Source organism: Agrococcus lahaulensis DSM 17612, from assembly GCF_000425105.1.
GTDB lineage: Bacteria > Actinomycetota > Actinomycetes > Actinomycetales > Microbacteriaceae > Agrococcus > Agrococcus lahaulensis.
In genome coordinates this window covers 213,294-230,883 of sequence record NZ_AULD01000005.1, presented here as the reverse complement: position 1 = coordinate 230,883, position 17,590 = coordinate 213,294, and the positions used below count along the sequence as shown (strand labels likewise).

The window sequence follows — 17,590 nt, the reverse complement described above, 5'->3', positions numbered from 1 at the left end:
CCGCGCCGCCTAGCGAGAGCTGGCCGTGCCTCCGGTGCCCCGTCCCTTCTTCACTCCGTCACGAGGAGCAGAATCCGCATGCGCGCCCGCACTTTCGCAGCCCGACGCCGCTCGATGAGCGCGACGATCGGGATGCTTGTGCTCGGTGTGGTTGCCGGATTCATCCTTCCGCTGTCCCCGCTGCCGCTCGCCACTGAAGCACAGGCAGCAGTCGCTCGTGGTGGAGCCAGCACGCACGGGCCAGCGATCGAGTGGATTGAGTGGAACCCCGCAAGGGCGATCGCGAACGGTTCGTACACCCACGCGGTTGTGGCCGCCGGCCAGCAGATCACCGTCACGTGCACGCTGAGCGGGCTGACTGCGAGCGAAGCGCTCGTCCCGTATCGACCGACGGCTTGGTCGAAGGCTGGCTTCAACCAGCTCTACTGGAGCTCGACAACGGCTCCCGGTAACGACCGCCTTGTAGGACTGGCGAACGCGGCGGATCGCGGAAGCGCCACCTTCGACGTCTCCTGCGTGGCGATGCGGGGCGAGCAGAACTTGCCTCTCGGGGGCCTGGTGTTCGCCGACGCAGAGCAGTCGCGAAACGACGAGTACGTAGCAGCGACGGCGCCAGCTGGCAGCACCTGGCGGATCCTGGACACCTATCGCGATGGTGGCTGCACACAGGCGACCCGGGTGATTCAGCCGGCCGCTGTGGAAGGTCGGCTCGAGCTCCGAGGCGCTGTCGCGAATGCCGACTGCAACGCCGGCCCGACCGTCGTAGCGCTCGCACAGGGGGCCTCGCGTCTTGCTGATGTGGCCGTCGTCGGAGGAGGGAAGAGTGCGATCGCACTTGGAGTCATCCTGCCCATGGATTTTGGTGATGCTCCCGAGAGCTACGGTCATGCCGCTGCTGCATTCCAGCCTGGCTGGATCGGCGGCGAGGTGGTGCGACGGTCATGGTCGTGCACCCTCATCATCATCTGTGGATGGGAGGACGGGCTGACGTCTGTCTTCGGTCCGAGCTATGTGCTTGCGTCGCAGACCGCACCCGCTCTCCGTCTCGGCACCCACATCGACGCCGATAGCGCCTACCCGGCAGGCTCGCTCGGTACGGCGGACGACCTTGCCGGGGCCCCCGACGACGAAGACGCGACCTTTGGTTTCACGGACGCCACGAGCCGGACAGTCACAGGACAGCGGACGGTGGACCTGTACGCGTCGCCGCTCTCGCAGCAGTCGATATCTGTTAGCTGCATTGGGCCCACCGCGGTGCAACAACGCGCGGCCGTCCAGGGCTGGATCGACTTCAACGGGGACGGCGTCTTCAGCGCGGGCGAGGCCTCGGCGTCCGGAGTATGCGAACTCCCGTCCGGCGGTACGCAGATGCGAGCGACGCTCACGTGGACCATCCCGACGGATGTCGTGCCCGCCACCGATGCCAGTTCGACCTACCTGCGCGTCCGCATCGCGAATGCCGGCACGTCTCTGACCCCGACTGGATTCACGACGAGCGGAGAGGTCGAAGATCACCCGATTCGGCTGGCGGCGCCTCAGATCCGGTTGGAAAAGACCTCTGATCTTTCCGCCGGCACAGTGGGCACGGCCGCTCAGAACGTTCGGTACGACATCACTCTCACCAACAGCGGTCGCCTGCCTCTCTCGGCCCCGACGATCACGGACAATCTGACGGACGTCCTGAACGGCGCTACCTATGTCGAGAACTCCGCAGCGGCTTCGGCCTCCGGCACGCTCTCCGGCCCGACGGGCAACCAACTGAGGTGGGTCGGTTCGGGACAGCTCTCACCCGGCGCGTCGGTCGTGCTGAGCCTGCAGGTGAGGCTCAACGAGGCCCGGCGCGGTCAGAAGCTCGTCAACCAAGCGTCGGCCACGGCCATCTCCGGTGCCCACATGCTGACCGCTAACGCCCTAGTCGAGACCCCAGTGGCTGTCGCCGTCACGCTCGAGAAGCATTGGGTCCTGAACGGTGGCCCCGTGCTGGACCACGAGGACCGTCCCGCTGGCTTCGAAGCTGCAGCAGAGATCACTGGCACTGATGGAGCGCTCGAGGACGTCACGTGGAGCGAGCTGAGGGACGGCTACAGTCCTGGCGTCTCCGTGACCGTCACCGAGACGACGACGACCTTCGGCGGTGCGTCGTGCCGCTTGGATGACGTATCCGTTTCGGTAGAGGGTCGCGAGGAACCCCAGCCGACGTCGCAGCCGATCGCACTGACGCGAGGGCACACCACGATCACGGTCACGAACTACGTCACCTGCGACACCACTCTCACGCTTGTAAACCACGTGGAAGGTGACGCCGGTCCGCTGTCCTGGGCACTGACTGCGACTCCTGTAGGCGGCGCTGCGCTCAGCTTCGAGTCCGGCACTGCCAGACAGGTCAGCCCGGGAACGTTCGAGCTCGCGAGCCGTGGTGGCGCAGACACCTACATCCCGAGCGACTGGGACTGTCTGCTTGTCAGTCGGGACGATGCGCCGGGGGAGAGCATCGAGTCCGGCAACGCGCTCGTCGTGGTGCCGCTCGGCCAGCACGTTCGCTGTGAGGTGACGCAGAGGACCGCCCGGATCACGCTGCTCAAGGTGATCTCGACCGAGCAGTTCCCTGGCGGGCTCGATGCGAGCTGGTTCACCATGCGCGCGACTCCCGCGCAGCACCCCGAGCTCGATCTTCACGTCTTCGAGGCGAACGGTGCCGGCGATGTCGAGACCAACACATTCGAAGCGCGACCGGAGCACACCTACTCGCTCAGCGAGCGGAGTGACTACGCCTACCTGCAACTCGCGGTCCAGCGCCAGATGCCAGACGGCACGTGGGTCGGCATCGATCGCGAAGCGATCCAGGCCCCGGCAGCGGGCAGCCATGACGTCTACCGATTCGTCAATGCGGCTCCGCCGGCGCTCGTCCTCCCGCTCACTGGCGGCATCGGCTCCGACACCTACGTGATCGGCGGCGGAGCGCTGCTGCTCCTCGCCCTCGCGCTCATGATCTTCCGCTCGCGCCGCTCGGCGCAGCGCGAACCGGGACTCCCCGAGAGCCCCACCGTCAAGCCCCCGTCCATCAGCTTGCTCTCTGCACGAATCCAGAAGGGAACTGCCGCCATGGCAACCATCAAGAAGAGCCGCGCGGCGCGCATCGCCGCCGGCCTCGGAGCGGCCGCGATCGCGACCGTGACGATCCTCGGCGGGGCTCTGCCCGCCTCCGCCGCCCCGAACATCGACACGAACCGCCAGGGCTCGATCGTCATCCACAAGTACGAGCAGCCCGCGACGACGCTCCCGACGAGCACCGGTTCGCCGCTCTCGGCAGCCGACCTCGCCGGCCAGACGCCGATCAACGGCGTGCTGTTCCAGGTCCGGCAGATCGGCACGTTCGACGTGCGCGACAACGCTGACTGGGCCGGTCTGCCCGCGATGAGCGCGCGCGACATCGTCGCCAACCCCGACAACTACTCCCTCGGCGACGCGCGCCAGCTGACGACGGCGACGCACGCCACCCTCGGCGCGGGCGTCGCGCAGTTCGGGAGCCTCCCGCTGGGCGCGTACATCGTGCAGGAACTGGGTCTCCCGACCGTTACGAACGGCAGCTCGAACGTCGTGATCCCCGGTGAGCCCTTCATCGTCGCCGTGCCGCAGGCCGAGAACAACACGTGGCAGTACGACGTGCACGTCTATCCGAAGAACTCCGTCATCGGTGCCTCGAAGGAGGTCTCGGGCTACGCCCCCCAGGGCCTCGGTTCGAAGCTGACCTGGACGATCCGGTCCAGCGCTCCCATCGCCTCGCAGAACACCTCGCTCACGAGCTACGCGATCGAGGACGCGCTCGATCCGACGCTCGACTACGTCGAGGGCTCCGCCACCGTCAGCGTCGCGGGCACCGCGCTCGCCAGCACCGCCTTCTCCGTCACCGCTCCGGCGACCGCGGGCGGCACGGTCACCGTCACCTTCGAGGGTGCGGGCGTCTCCGCGCTGCGCGCCAACCCCGGTGCTGCGGTCGTGGTGACCATCGACACCACCGTCGTCGCGATGACGTCCAACGGCAAGGTCGCCAACACCGGTCGCGTGGTCGTCAACGGCAACGGCGTCGTCACGTCGAACCAGGTCGTGGAGAACTGGGGCGGCATCGAGATCCTCAAGACCGACGCGACGGCCCCCGCGACGCCGCTGCAGGGCGCTGTCTTCAGCGTCTACGCCACAACGGACACGGGCTTCGCGAACCCGCTCGCGATCAACGGCGTGACCGAGTTCACATCGGGCGCGGACGGCATCGTGACGATCCACGGCCTCCGCACGAACGTGGACGGCTCCGCGCAGTACGTCGTCCGCGAGGAGCGCGCGCCCTCGGGGTTCCAGATCGGCAGCACGTCGTCGTGGACCGTGGACGTGCCCGTGGGCACGAACGAGGACATCGAGCTGACGGTCACGAACGCGCAGGTGCCGGCCTACACGCTCCCCATCACCGGTGGCGCGGGCCAGGCCGCCTTCATGATCGGCGGCGCCGGCCTCATCCTCGGCGGGCTCGGCTTCGTGCTGCTCCGCCGCCGCAAGACCCAGGCCGAGAACCAGGCCTGATCCAGACCGAGCCCCCGCAGCAGCGACCCCAGCCGCCGCTGCGGGGGCTCGATCCTTTCCACGAGGAGCAGCATGACCGCCATCGCAGCAGCGCCGGCACCGGCCAGCCCGGCCGCCGCCGCGCCGCAGCGCCGCCGGAAGGCGAGCGCGACCTCGCTGGTCGCCGCGCTGATGGTGATGGTTGGCATCGCGGTCCTCCTCTACCCGACGATCGCGAGCTGGTTCTCGCAGCTCGAGCAGTCGCAGCGCGTGAGCGCCTACGCCGACGTCATGGAGCAGCTCGGACCCGAAGGCCGCGAGCAGGAGCTCACTGCCGCCCGCGCCTACAACCAGACCCTCACGGGCGGCGCGCTCATCGACCCCTACGGCCGCACGCCGCTCAGCGATCAGCGGGCGATCGTCGCGGCGTACGAGGAGCAGCTCGACCTCGGTCCCGCCGAGGTGATGGCACGCATCCGCATCCCCTCCATCGACGTCGACCTGCCGATCTACCACGGCACCGACGAGGAGACGCTGCGGAAGGGCGTCGGCCACCTGCTCGGCTCCGCGCTCCCGGTCGGCGGGCCCGGCACGCACAGCGTGCTCACGGGCCACCGCGGCCTGCCGGAGTCGGTGCTCTTCAGCGACCTCGACCGGGTCGCGGTCGGCGAGACGTTCGAGCTCGACGTCTACGGCGAGGTGCTGACCTACCAGGTGCGTGACGTGCAGGTCGTCGAGCCCGGCGACACCGAGCTGCTGCTGCCCGAGTCGGGCCGCGACCTGGTGAGCCTCGTCACCTGCACGCCGCTGGGCATCAACAGCCACCGCATCGTCGTCGTGGGGGAGCGCATCCCGACCCCCGAGGCCACAGCCGAAGCCGCCGCCATGCCCGAGATCCCCGGGCCGCCGTGGTGGGCCGTCGCGCTCTCGAGCGGCTGGGCGATCGCGGTCGGCGGGCGCAGCCTGAGCGCCAAGCTGGTCGCGCGACCGGCGCGCTCGCTCAGGCGCGAGCGCGAGCCGGCGCCCGTGACGGGTCCGTTCCTCATCCTCTGAGCGCCTAGCCTGGGTCGGTGCAGCCCGCCGACGAACCCCAGCTCGAGGTCGGCGTCGGCCCGTGGCCGGGCGCGTGGCCCGACGACGAGCGCCTCGACCCCGAGCTGCTCGAGCACGGCGACCGCCGCAACGTCGTCGACCGCTACCGCTACTGGCGGCTCGAGGCGATCGTCGCCGACCTCGACTCGCGCCGCCACGGCTTCCACGTCGCGATCGAGAACTGGCAGCACGACCTCAACATCGGCTCGATCGTGCGCACCGCCAACGCCTTCTCCGCATCCGCCGTGCACATCATCGGCAAGCGGCGCTGGAACCGCCGTGGTGCGATGGTGACCGACCGCTACCAGCGCATCGAGCACCACGAGACGACGGATGCGTTCGCGGCGTGGGCGAGCGACGCCGGCCTCGCGATCGTGGCCGTCGACAACACGGAGGGGTCGGTGCCGGTCGACGCGGCGCCGCTGCCCGAGCGGTGCGTGCTGCTGTTCGGGCAGGAGGGGCCCGGGCTCACGGATGCGGCGATGGCGGTCGCGGATGCGCACGTGCAGATCCGCCAGTTCGGCTCGACGCGGTCGATCAACGCGGCCGCGGCGGCGGCGATCGTCATGCACGAGTGGGTACGGGAGTGGACGCGCTGAGCGGCCGCAATCTCGTGCCTCCGCTCGTCCGCCGCCGAGGCTCGTATCGGGTCGAGGTTCACGGAAGCGGTGTCTGAGTGGTTCAAGCGCTCCGGGGCGCAAGCGCCGCACAGTGCGCGTACGGATATCGCTCGACTGATTGACGGAGACCGACTCGTCCCTCTAGGTTTCTCGACAGTCCGCGCTCTCGCGCTGACGGGGGAGAGCGAGGAGGATTGACCGTGAAGACGAGGAATTTGGAAGCGTCGCCCTGCTCGGTGCGTTGGCTCTGATGTTCGTGGGGATCGCCCCGGCAAGCGCCGTACAAACCAGAGCATCTGGCTCCCCGGTGTGCCCAGACGGCCAGTGGGTCTACGTCGTGGTGGAGCTGCGCTCGTCCGGCAACGTGCAGTTCAGCAGGGGCGGCAAACAGGTGTACGAGAGCAGGGGTGGGACGACGCACCAGTACAACTATCGTGTGGGGTCGGCTTCATGGTCGGTCACCGCGCAGAGCGGCATAGCGACCGCCTTCGACGGTTGCACTGCGGCGCCCGTGCGGCTTCCAGCGTGAATCACGCGGACGATATGCAGCTCCCGGAGGAAGTGGTCGCGAGTGTGCTCGCGGCCGTGCCGATCCGGCCGGTGGCAGCAGTCGAGCTCAGCGAGTGCCTCGACCGGACCGTGGCTGCGCTGAGTGCGGTCGGTATCGAGGCTATCGCCGACCGTCGGGGAATCGAGTACGTCGACGGCGTCGAGGGCATCGATCAGCCGCTCGTAGCCCTGGTGAATGCGATCGTAGAACGCCGATTCCCCCCGCGCATCGACGGAACCGCCTAGGTCTGGCGATACGGCGATCGTCACCGATCAGGGTGCGAACGTGCCGAACAAGCTGTCGCCCCGGCCGACCACCGGGACGGAGCGGACGCCCGAATCGCTCGCGGCGCGCAGCGGCTCAGGCGACGGGAAGGCGCTGGCAGCGCGGGCACCACTGCACCTGCCGCAGCATGCCGTCCTCCATGCCGAGCATCGCGTCCCGGATGCGCGTGCCGCAGCGCAAGCACGGCTGCCCGCCGCGGCCGTAGACCCACGTGCGGCGGCCGCGCCGCGCATCGCCCGTGAAGGTGCGCTCCGTCCGGTCGCGGTTCGCGATCATCAGCCGGCGCGCGAGCGCGACGATCGGCTCGACGTCGACCTCGCCGATCGGCGTGGCGGGGTGCACGCCGCGCAGGAAGCACAGCTCGCCGCGGAAGACGTTGCCGAGCCCCGCGACTGCCGTCTGGTCGAGGAGGGCCACGCCGACCGGCACCCCGGTCGCGCGCAGCCGCCTGGCCGCCTCGGCCGCATCCGCCTCGCTCCACTCGGGCGAGAGCAGGTCGGGGCCGAGGTGCGCGACGGCATCCCAGTCGTGCTCGCGCGGGAGCAGCTCGAGCACCGGCAGCGCCGACCCGACGATGTCATGCTCATCGGTGGCGAGCACCACCCGGATGGTGTGGGCCGGCACGGGCGCGCGGCGACCGTGCTCGAGCACGTGCCACAGGCCATCCATGCCGGCGTGCGAGTGGATGGTGTGCCGCTCGCCGCGCATGAGCAGGTGCTTGCCGACCGAGCGCACTTCCTCGATGCGCTCGCCGGCGAGGTCGGCGGTCGCGAGCCGCGGCACGCGGAAGTCGCTGCGGGTCAGCACGCGCCCGGCCATCGCTTGGCCGAGGCGGACGGCCGCGCGGTAGATCGTGTCGCCCTCGGGCATCAGCCGCCGCCCATCGAGTCGCGGCCCATCAGTGGCCGATCCGGAAGCCGCGCGGCGTGCGGCGCAAGCCCGCGCGGTCGAGCAGCGGCGCGATGACGGGCTCGAGCGACGAGCGGCCGTCGACCGTCTCGACGACGCGTCGCCGACCGCCGAGCCGGATCACCGCATCCGTCATGCTCGACAGCGCCTTGACGAGCACGTCCTCGTCGTCGGTGAACGTCAGGAGCGAGCGGCCGCCGCGCTCGAGGTGCAGCACGCAGCGCCCGGATGCGATCGTCGTGAGCGCGCCGACGCGGCGTGTCGGGCGGTGGTCGCCGCGCGCTTCCGGCCACGGCAGCGCGGCGCCGAACGGGTTCGCGGGATCGACGGCCGGCACCGTCGCGACCGCCTCGCTCACGCCGCCCGACTGGCGCGCCCGCAGCGCGTCGACGACCGGCCCGTCGGCGAACTGCGCGGCCCCGAGCGCGTCGACGAAGTAGCCGCGGCGGGTGTGGCCGGCCTCCTCGAAGGCCTTGAGCACTTGGTAGACGCCGTGGAAGCCGCCCGGCACGTCTTCGGCGACGACGCTCCCGCGCGTGACGACGCCGTAGCGCGCGAGCAGCGCATCCGCCACTTGCGCGGCGCGCTCGGTCGTCGAGCCGGCCGGCTTCGACGCGAGCAGCCACCGGCCCGCGAGCGTCGGCAGCGCCTCCGCCCGGATCGGCCGCGCGGTCGCGAGCCGCCGCCGGCTCACGGGCGCCGCCCGCCGGCTGGGCGCCGGGGGCGTGCGTGCGCGGGCACCGAGCAAGTGGGCGCGCAGCGGCGCGATCGTGTCGTTCGTGATGCGCCCGGCCCACACGAGCGGCCACAGCACTTCGCCGAGCCGCACGAGGTCGAGCGCGGTGATCTCGCTCAGCTGCCGCGCGAAGAGCGCCCCGCCGCCGCCGAGCGCCTCGAGCACGGCGGATGCGTCGGGGTCGTCGTGCTCGACGTCGCGGCGCTGCTCGACGGTGTCGGCCGCGCGCAGCACGATGCGGCCGTCGCGCGCGCTCAGCTCGCCCGCGCCGACCCACGTGACGAGCCCCGCGGCGGTCACCTCGTCGAGCATCGAGGGCCGGTAGTCCTTCACGCGCGAGGGCAGGATGAGCGTCTCGAGCGCGCTGAGCGGCAGCGGCATGCCGTCGAGCCGGTCGATCGCCTCGAGCAGCCCGTCGACGCCCGAGAGCGGTCGCGTCACCCGCTGGTGGGCGAGCAGGTGGTCGGCGAAGACGGCGTGGTCGACGGGCTCGACGTCGCTGCGCAGCGCCTGCAGGCTGCGGCGCTTGAGGCGCGAGAGCACTTGCGCGTCGATCCACTCCTCACCCGTGCCGCGCGCGCGGTAGGCGCCCGGCACGACGCGGCCCTGCCGCTCGAGCGCGCGGAGCGCGGAGCGCACGACCGCGGGTGCGAGCGTGAGGCGAGCGGATGCCTCCTCCACCGTGAAGGGGCCGTGCGTGCGCGCGTGCCGGGCGACGACGTCGCCGATGGGGTCGGCGACTGCCTCGAGCAGCGCCGAGGGCACGCCGGGCGGGGGCGGCACGCCGAGCGCGTCGCGGAGCCGCGCGACGTCCTCGATCGCGGCGAGCCGCTCGTCGGCGCCGATCCGCACCCGCACGACGCGTCGCGCGGCGACGAGCTCGTCGGCGATCGCCGCCGCGGCGGCGGTCGTGAGGTGCCCGGGAGCCGTGTGCGGCAGGTCCGTGTCCGCGGCAACCGGTGCCGACGCATCCGCCGCCGTCTGGGTCGTCTCGACGGTCGCGCCCGGCGCGCCCTCGAGCCGGACGGCGAGCTCCTCGACGGTGAGCGGCCCGAGCAGCCGCAGCAGGTCGGCGGCGCCCTCGACGCCGCGCGCGCGGCGATCGGGTGCGAGCCGCTGCAGCTCGAGCTCGGTGCGGGCGACGATCTCCTCATCGAGCAGCTCGCGCAGCGCCGACTGGCCCAGCACCTCGGCGAGGAGCGCCGGATCGAGGGTGAGCGCGGCCGCGCGGCGCTCGGCGAGCGGCGCGTCGCCCTCGTAGAGGAACGCGCCGACGTAGCCGAACAGCAGGTGATGGGCGAAGGGGGAGGGGCTCGGCGTCTCGACCTCGACGACGCGGATGTCGCCGTGCTGCAGCCGCTCGGCGAGCTGGCGCAGCGCCGGCAGGTCGTAGGCGTCCTGCAGCACCTCGCGGAGCGCCTCGAGCACGATGGGGAAGTCGGGGTAGCGCTTGGCGACGTCGAGCAGCTGCGCCGCGCGCTGCCGCTGCTGCCACAGCGGCGCGCGGCGCGAGGGGTCGCGCTTCGGCAGCAGCAGCGCGCGCGACGCGCACTCGCGGAAGCGGCTCGCGAACAGCGCCGTGCCGCCCGCCTCGGTCTCGACGATGCGCTCGAGCTCGTCGGGCTCGAAGCGGATGAGCTCGGCGCCGGGCGGCTCGGCGTCGGAGTCGGGGATGCGGATGACGATGCCGTCGTCGGAGGCCATCGCGGCCGCGCCGAGGTCGCGGTCCTCGCGCAGCCGGCGGTCGATCGCGAGCGCCCACGGCGCGTGCACGCGCCGGCCCCACGGGGAGTGCACGATGAGCCGCCAGTCGCCGAGCTCGTCGCGCGATCGCTCGACGACGAGCTGCGCGTCTGTCGGCACCGCGCCCGTCGCGGCGAGCTGGTCGCGCACGTAGGCGTCGAGGTTGCGGATCGCGCGCTCGTCGGAGTGGGGCAGGTCGATGCCGGAGCCGGCGGCGAGCGCCGCGGTCGCGCGGCCGATCGAGCGGCCGAGGTCGGCGGGGCGGCCCTCGGCGTCGCCGTGCCAGAACGGCAGCTTGCCGACCTCGCCGAACGCGGGCACGACGAGCACGCGGTCGTGCGTGATGTCGACGACGCGCCAGCTCGTCGCGCCGAGCGCGAAGACGTCGCCCGCGCGCGACTCGTAGACCATCTCCTCGTCGAGCTCGCCGACGCGCGCGCCCGGCCGCCCTTCCTGCCCGGCGAGGAAGACGCCGAAGAGGCCGCGATCGGGGATCGTGCCGCCGCTCGAGACGGCGATGCGCTGCGCGCTCGGCCGCCCGGTGATCGTGCCGGCGTCGCGATCCCACACGACGCGCGGCCGGAGCTCGGCGAACTCGTCGCTCGGGTAGACGCCTGAGACGAGGTCGAGCGTCGCGTCGAAGGCGCTGCGCGGCAGCTGCGCGAAGGGCACCGAGCGCCGCACGGTCTGGAACCACTCGTCGACGTCGAGCTCGTCCATCGCCGCCGCCGCGACCGTCTGCTGCGCGAGCACGTCGAGCGGGTGCCGCGGCATGCGGATGGGCTCGAGCTCGCCGCGCGCCATCCGATCGGCGACGACCGTCGCGTGGAGCAGGTCGGCGCGGTGCTTCGGGATGAGCACGCCGCGCGAGGCGTCGCCGACCGAGTGGCCGGCGCGGCCGACGCGCTGCAGGCCGCTCGCGGTGCTCGGCGGCGACTCGACCTGCACGACGAGGTCGACCTCGCCCATGTCGATCCCGAGCTCGAGGCTCGAGGTCGCGACGACGCAGCGCAGCCTGCCCGACTTCAGCTGGTCCTCGATCTCGGCGCGCTGCTCCTTCGACACCGAGCCGTGGTGGGCGCGTGCGAGCGGCGGGGCGTCGGCGTCGTCCCCGCCGGCCTCGCGCGCGGCGGCGCGCTCGGCGAGCCGGAGGCGGATGTGCTCGCGCACGTCGCGCAGGACGACGCCGTCCCCCGCGCCCGACGACGCATCCGCCACCGAGCCCTCGCCGAGCCCTTCCGCCTCGGCCGCGTCGAGCCGCTCGGCGTCGAGCTCATTGAGCCTGGCGGTGAGCCGCTCGGCCGCGCGCCGGGCGTTGACGAACACGATCGTCGAGCGGTGCCGGTCGACGAGCTCGAGCACCTCGCGCTCGATGTGCGGCCAGATCGACTGCTGCTCGGGCTGCTCCTCGATCGAGCCGAAGGCGCTGCCCGTCGGTGCCGAGCCCGGCTGGTCGCGCCGCTGCGGCGCCCGCAGGTCGGTCATGTCGTCGACCGGGACCGTGATCGTGAGCTCGATCGTCTTCTCGCTCGGCGGCGCGACGATCGCGACGGGAGCCGGCCCGCCGAGGAACGCGGCGACCTCCTCGACGGGGCTGACGGTCGCCGAGAGGCCGATGCGCTGCGCGGGCCGCGCGAGCTGCGCGTCGAGCCGCTCGAGGCTCAGCGCGAGGTGCGAGCCGCGCTTCGTCGGCACGACGGCGTGCACCTCGTCGACGATGACGGTCTCGACGGTGCGGAGCGTCTCGCGAGCGCGGCTCGTGAGCAGGAGGAAGAGCGACTCGGGCGTCGTGATGAGGATGTCGGGCGGGTGCTTCGCCTGCGCGCGGCGCTCCTCCTGCGGGGTGTCGCCCGTGCGGAGCCCGATGCGGATCGGCGGCGGCTCGATCCCGTCGCCGCGGCCCTGCGCCGCGATGCCCGCGAGCGGAGCGCGCAGGTTGCGGTCGACGTCGACGGCGAGCGCCTTGAGCGGCGAGACGTAGAGCACGCGCACGCCCGGCTCGCGCTCCGCGTGCGGCGCGGCGTCCTCGCGGTGCAGCCGGTCGATCGACCACAGGAAGGCCGCGAGCGTCTTGCCCGAGCCCGTCGGGGCGACGACGAGCGAGTGGTCGCCGCGCGCGATGGCGGTCCACGCCTCCTCCTGCACCGGCGTCGGCGTGCGGAAGGCCCCCGTGAACCACGCGCGGGTCGCGGGGGAGAAGAGGTCGAGGGCGCCGCCCATCCGGTCAGTACAGCACAGCGGCGCTCAGCGTCCGCTCGGCTGGCGCTCGGCGGAGCCCTCGACGCTCTCGGATGACAGGGCTACTGTGAGCCCACCCGACGCGGCGATGGCCGCGACCCAGCGAGGAGGAACCGTGCCGGATCAGCTCGACTTCGACCGCGGCAAGCGCCCGCGCACCGTGCTCCAGGGGTGGTACGGGCACCCGTTCCACCCCGTGCTCATCACCGTGCCGATCGGCGCGTGGATCGCGAGCCTCGTCTTCGACGTGCTCGCGATCTTCGCCGACGACCCCTCGGGCTTCCTGCTCGGCGCGCAGGTGCTCATCGCGATCGGCATCGTCGGGGCGGTGCTCGCTGCTGTGATGGGCGTGCTCGACTACAGCGTGATCCCCGGGCGCACGAAGGCCAAGCGGATGGGTCTCATCCACGGGGCGCTCAACACCGTCGCGCTCGTGGTCTTCGCGATCGGCTGGTTCGTGCGCTCGAACGAGGGGCACGACGAGGTGAGCGTGGCCGCGGTGGTGATCAGCCTCGTCGGCATCGCGCTCGTCGGCGTCTCGGGCTTCCTCGGCGGCGAGCTCGCCTACCACTACGGCATCCGCGTCGCGGCGGAGAAGGATCAGGCGGAGGGGCTGGCCGAGCGGGCGTAGCCGCCCCGGCCCGGGCTCACCTCCGCGCGACGAGTGCGCGACGCAACGGAACTTCCGGACGCTAATCCGTGCCGAGGTCCATCGCCGCGCGGTCGTTCCACTGCTCGATCGCCTCGGGGTCGGCGTCGGGCGATGCCACGATCTCCTCCGAGCGGCCGATCTCGAGCGCGCCGAGCAGCTTCGCCGTCTCGCCCTCGACAAGGCCGGCCGCCGCGTAGCCCTCGAGCCGCGAGCGCGAGTCGGCGATGTCGAGGTTGCGCATCGTCAGCTGCCCGATCCGGTCGGACGGGTCGAAGGCCGCGTCGCCGACGCGCTCCATCGAGAGCTTGTCGGGGTGGTACGAGAAGGTCTCGCCGCGGGTGTCGAGGATCGAGTAGTCCTCGCCGCGGCGCAGCCGCAGCACGACCTCGCCCGTGACCGACGAGCCGACCCAGCGCTGGATCGACTCGCGCAGCATGAGCGACTGCGGGTCGAGCCAGCGACCCTCGTACATGAGGCGCCCGAGGCGGCGGCCCTGCTCGTGGTAGGTCGCGATCGTGTCCTCGTTGTGGATGGCGTTGAGCAGCCGCTCGTAGGCGATGTGCAGCAGCGCCATGCCCGGCGCCTCATAGATGCCGCGGCTCTTCGCCTCGATGATGCGGTTCTCGATCTGGTCGCTCATGCCGAGGCCGTGCCGGCCGCCGATCGTGTTGGCCTCGTGGACGAGGGCCACCGCATCCGGGAACTCCGCGCCGTTGATCGAGACAGGGCGCCCCGCCTCGAAGCGGATCGTGACCTCCTCGGTCTGGATCTCGACCGACTCGTCCCAGAAGCGCACGCCCATGATCGGCTCGACGACCTCCATCGAGGTGTCGAGGTGCTCGAGCATCTTCGCCTCGTGCGTCGCGCCCCAGATGTTCGCGTCGGTCGAGTAGGCCTTCTCGGTCGCGTCGCGGTAGGGGTAGCCGTGCGCGACGAGCCACTCCGACATCTCCTTGCGGCCGCCGAGCTCGGTGACGAAGCGCTCGTCGAGCCACGGCTTGTAGATGCGCAGGGCCGGGTTTGCCATGAGGCCGTAGCGGTAGAAGCGCTCGATGTCGTTGCCCTTGTAGGTCGACCCGTCACCCCAGATCTCGACGCCGTCCTCCTTCATGGCACGCACGAGCAGCATGCCGGTGACAGCGCGGCCGAGCGGCGTCGTGTTGAAGTAGGTGCGGCCGGCCGAGCGGATGTGGAACGCACCGGTCGCGAGCGCGACGAGGCCCTCCTCCACGAGCGCGTCCTTCGCGTCGACGAGCCGCGAGCCCTCCGCGCCGTAGGCGGTCGCGCGACCCGGCACCGCGTCGATGTCGGGCTCGTCGTACTGCCCGATGTCGGCGGTGTAGGTGTACGGCACGGCGCCGTTGTGGCGCATCCACGCGACGGCGCACGAGGTGTCGAGGCCGCCCGAGAAGGCGATGCCGACGCGCTCGCCGACGGGGAGGGAGGAGAGGACCTTGGACATGCCTCAATCCTACGTTCGGGTCGGATGCGTCCCGTCCGCCGGGCGTAGGGGTGCAACCTGAGAGCAGGCCGATTGCCGCTCCCAGCGCGGCGTGCCACGCTTCGTTTGGGGGACATGACCTGTTCCCCGCCAGCTTCTCGCGACCCACCGGATCGCGAAGCGATCGGAGGCGACGATGCAGGTCGATGAGCAGTTCGAGGTCGACGCGCCTCGCTCCGAGGTGTTCCGGCTGTGGACGTCGTTCGAGCACTACCCCGAGTTCCTCACCGGCGTCGACTCCGTCTACGCCGAGACGAGCGAGCGCCTGCGGTGGCGCGTCTCGCTCGGTGGGCTGCCGTCCAGCTTCTACGCCATCGTCACCGAGCACGTGCCCGACGAGCGGCTCGCCTTCGTGAGCGTCGACCAGTCGACGCTCGGCTGGTGGATCGACCTCGCCGAGGTCACGCCGCACCGCACGCTCGTGACCGTGCGCGTCATCGTCTCGCCGCGCGGCGACGTGCCGCGCCGCACCGACGACAAGGAGCTCGACGAGCTCACGATCCGCTGCGATCTGCTGAGGTTCCGAGCGCTCGCGGAGGGCACGCTCAGCCAAGCCGCATAGCGTCGCAGACCCGATCCACAACAGGTAAGGAGCATCGCCATGCCTCAGGTCACCGACAGCATCGACGTCAAGGCCCCGATCAGCGCCGTCTACGCGCTCTGGACGCAGTTCGAGGACTTCCCGAAGTTCATGGGCGGAGTCGAGTCCATCACGCAGCAGACCGACACGATGCTCCACTGGGTCGTCTCGATCAAGGGCGTCGAGCGCGAGTTCGACGCAGAGATCACCGAGCAGCACCTCGACGAGCGCGTCGCGTGGCGCAGCACGGACGGCGAGACGCACGCCGGCGTCGTGACCTTCCACCGCATCGATGACGACACCACGCGCGTCAACGTCCAGATCGACTGGAAGCCGCAGGGGCTCGTCGAGGCCGCCGGTGCGGCGCTGCAGGTCGACGACCTGCAGATCAAGCAGGACCTCAAGCGCTTCAAGGAGATCGCCGAGGCCGCGCCCGCGCAGCAGGCCGTCGACGCCGGCTGGGACGGCGACGTCGAGCGCCCGGCCGACCGGCTCGGCCAGTAGCGCCGAGCCAGCAGCACCGCAGGCTCGGCCGATCCACAGCCGACGGCTGGGTCCGCTCGCGTAGCGTCCGCACCATGGGCATCGAGCACTCGAGCATCGTCGAAGCGCGTCTCGCCGACGTCTTCGCCTGGCACGCGCGCCCGGGGGCGCTGCAGCGGCTCTCGCCGCCGTGGCTCCCCGGGCGCGTTCGCCGTGAAGCGGACTCGCTCGCCGACGGGCGCGCCGAGCTCGCGCTGCCGGGCGGCATCGTCTGGGCCGCGCAGCACGACCCGAGCGGCTTCGAGCCCGGTCGCGCGTTCGTCGACGAACGGGTGGATGCGGGGCTCGGCTCGATCCCGCTCGCGGCGCTGCGCTGGCGCCACGAGCACCGCTTCGAGCCGCGCGGCGAGGAGCGCACGCTCGTGCACGACCGCGTCGAGACCGTCGTCGGCTCGCGGGCGCTCCGCCCGATGTTCGTCTACCGGCACCGGCAGCTCGCCGACGACCTCGCGGCGCACCGCGAGGCCGCCGCCGCCCCCATGACGGTCGCCGTCACCGGCGCATCCGGCCTCATCGGCACCGCGCTCGTGGCGCTGCTGACGACCGGCGGGCACGACGTCGTGCGGCTCGTGCGGCACGAGCCGGCCTCGCGCGGCGAACGTCGCTGGGATCCCGACGCGCCCGCCGCCGATCTGCTCGACGGCGTCGACGCGGTCGTGCACCTCGCGGGCGCGTCGATCTTCGGCCGGCTCGGCGAGCGGCACCGCCGCGCCGTGCGCGACAGCCGCGTCGGCCCCACGCGCAAGCTCGCGGAGATCGCGGCCACGAGCGGCGTGCGCGTGTTCGTGAGCGCCTCGGGCATCGGCCGATACGGCACCGACCGCGGCAGCGAGCAGCTCACCGAGGCCGCCGGTGCCGGCGACGACTTCGTCGCTCGCGTCGTGGTCGACTGGGAGGCGGATGCGGCGGTCGCCGCCGAGGGGCGCATGCGGGCCGTGCAGGTGCGCACCGGGCTCGTGCAGTCGCCGCGCGGCGGCGTGCTGCAGGTGCTCGCGCCGCTCTACGCCGCGGGGCTCGGCGGGCCGCTCGCCGGCGGCGAGCACTGGCAGTCGTGGATCGACCTCGACGACCTGCTCGACATCTACCTGCGGGCGCTCACCGACGATCGGCTCGCCGGTCCCGTGAACGCCGTGGCACCGCATCCGGTGCAGCAGCGCGAGTACGCCGAGACGCTCGCGCGCGTGCTGCGCCGCCCGGCGCTCGTGCCGACGCCGGCGCTCGGGCCGCGCGTGCTGCTGGGGCGGCGCGGTGCCGACGAGCTCGCGCTCGCCGACCAGCGGGCCGTGCCCGCGCGCCTGACCGAGCTCGGCCACCGCTTCCGGCGGCCCCGGCTCGAGGACTCGCTGCGGCACCAGCTGGGCCGCATGCGCGAAGCGGGCCGCTAGGCCCGAACTGCCCGCCAGAGCGGCGGTGACGAGAGGAGACGACATGACCGGCATCGACCCGAACGCGCAGGACCCCCGCGGCGACGAGGCCGCCGAGGAGACGAACGCGCACGCGCGCGACGAGGCGGAGCAGGACGAGAGCCCCGCGGAGGCGCAGCGCGAGAACGCCGAGGAGTCGGACGGCTACGGCTACTGACTCGGCGGC

At 72.0% G+C, this 17,590-nt stretch carries 12 protein-coding genes; 8 read left to right on the top strand and 4 right to left on the bottom strand.

The window, feature by feature from the left end; translation table 11 throughout:
* Positions 1 to 78: 78 nt before the first annotated feature.
* The 3 genes from H508_RS17005 to H508_RS0101515 all read left to right on the top strand — a co-directional run bounded on the left by H508_RS17005 (position 79) and on the right by H508_RS0101515 (position 6,242).
* A complete protein-coding gene (locus H508_RS17005) occupies positions 79 to 4,572 on the top strand; it encodes a SpaH/EbpB family LPXTG-anchored major pilin (protein ID WP_084154910.1) in 4,494 nt (1,497 codons plus the stop codon).
* Positions 4,573 to 4,644: 72 nt separating this feature from the next.
* Positions 4,645 to 5,604: a class C sortase gene (locus H508_RS13865; RefSeq protein ID WP_156905950.1), complete on the top strand. Its 960-nt coding sequence runs from the start codon at positions 4,645 to 4,647 to the stop codon at positions 5,602 to 5,604.
* 17 nt (positions 5,605 to 5,621) lie between these two features.
* Positions 5,622 to 6,242, top strand: a complete 621-nt coding sequence (locus H508_RS0101515; protein ID WP_026372754.1) for a TrmH family RNA methyltransferase — start codon at positions 5,622 to 5,624, stop codon at positions 6,240 to 6,242.
* 450 nt (positions 6,243 to 6,692) lie between these two features.
* Here H508_RS0101515 and H508_RS17275 read toward each other — a convergent pair whose 3' ends face one another.
* The 3 genes from H508_RS17275 to H508_RS0101495 all read right to left on the bottom strand — a co-directional run bounded on the left by H508_RS17275 (position 6,693) and on the right by H508_RS0101495 (position 12,706).
* Positions 6,693 to 7,082: a hypothetical protein gene (locus tag H508_RS17275; protein WP_156905949.1), complete on the bottom strand. Its 390-nt coding sequence runs from the start codon at positions 7,080 to 7,082 to the stop codon at positions 6,693 to 6,695.
* Between the two features lie 91 nt (positions 7,083 to 7,173).
* Entirely contained in the window at positions 7,174 to 7,968 is a 795-nt protein-coding gene (locus H508_RS0101500) for a DNA-formamidopyrimidine glycosylase family protein (protein WP_026372751.1), read from the bottom strand.
* Between the two features lie 28 nt (positions 7,969 to 7,996).
* Positions 7,997 to 12,706, bottom strand: a complete 4,710-nt coding sequence (locus H508_RS0101495) for a DEAD/DEAH box helicase (RefSeq protein WP_026372750.1) — start codon at positions 12,704 to 12,706, stop codon at positions 7,997 to 7,999.
* 133 nt (positions 12,707 to 12,839) lie between these two features.
* On the opposite strand from H508_RS0101495, the gene H508_RS0101490 reads away from it, so the two are divergent.
* On the top strand, positions 12,840 to 13,355 hold the full coding sequence (locus tag H508_RS0101490) for a DUF2231 domain-containing protein (protein WP_026372749.1): 516 nt from the start codon (positions 12,840 to 12,842) through the stop codon (positions 13,353 to 13,355).
* A gap of 61 nt (positions 13,356 to 13,416) precedes the next feature.
* Here H508_RS0101490 and argG read toward each other — a convergent pair whose 3' ends face one another.
* A complete protein-coding gene (argG, locus tag H508_RS0101485) occupies positions 13,417 to 14,838 on the bottom strand; it encodes an argininosuccinate synthase (RefSeq protein ID WP_026372748.1) in 1,422 nt (473 codons plus the stop codon).
* 175 nt (positions 14,839 to 15,013) lie between these two features.
* Here argG and H508_RS16530 point away from each other — a divergent pair, with 175 nt between their 5' ends.
* From H508_RS16530 to H508_RS17270, 4 genes are all read left to right on the top strand, one after another.
* Positions 15,014 to 15,439, top strand: coding sequence for an SRPBCC family protein (locus H508_RS16530; protein WP_026372747.1), 426 nt, complete (start codon positions 15,014 to 15,016; stop codon positions 15,437 to 15,439).
* Between the two features lie 39 nt (positions 15,440 to 15,478).
* On the top strand, positions 15,479 to 15,961 hold the full coding sequence (locus tag H508_RS0101475) for an SRPBCC family protein (RefSeq protein WP_026372746.1): 483 nt from the start codon (positions 15,479 to 15,481) through the stop codon (positions 15,959 to 15,961).
* 74 nt (positions 15,962 to 16,035) lie between these two features.
* Entirely contained in the window at positions 16,036 to 17,385 is a 1,350-nt protein-coding gene (locus H508_RS0101470) for a TIGR01777 family oxidoreductase (RefSeq protein WP_026372745.1), read from the top strand.
* A 43-nt stretch (positions 17,386 to 17,428) separates the two neighbouring features.
* Positions 17,429 to 17,581: a hypothetical protein gene (locus tag H508_RS17270; protein WP_156905948.1), complete on the top strand. Its 153-nt coding sequence runs from the start codon at positions 17,429 to 17,431 to the stop codon at positions 17,579 to 17,581.
* Positions 17,582 to 17,590 lie beyond the last annotated feature (9 nt).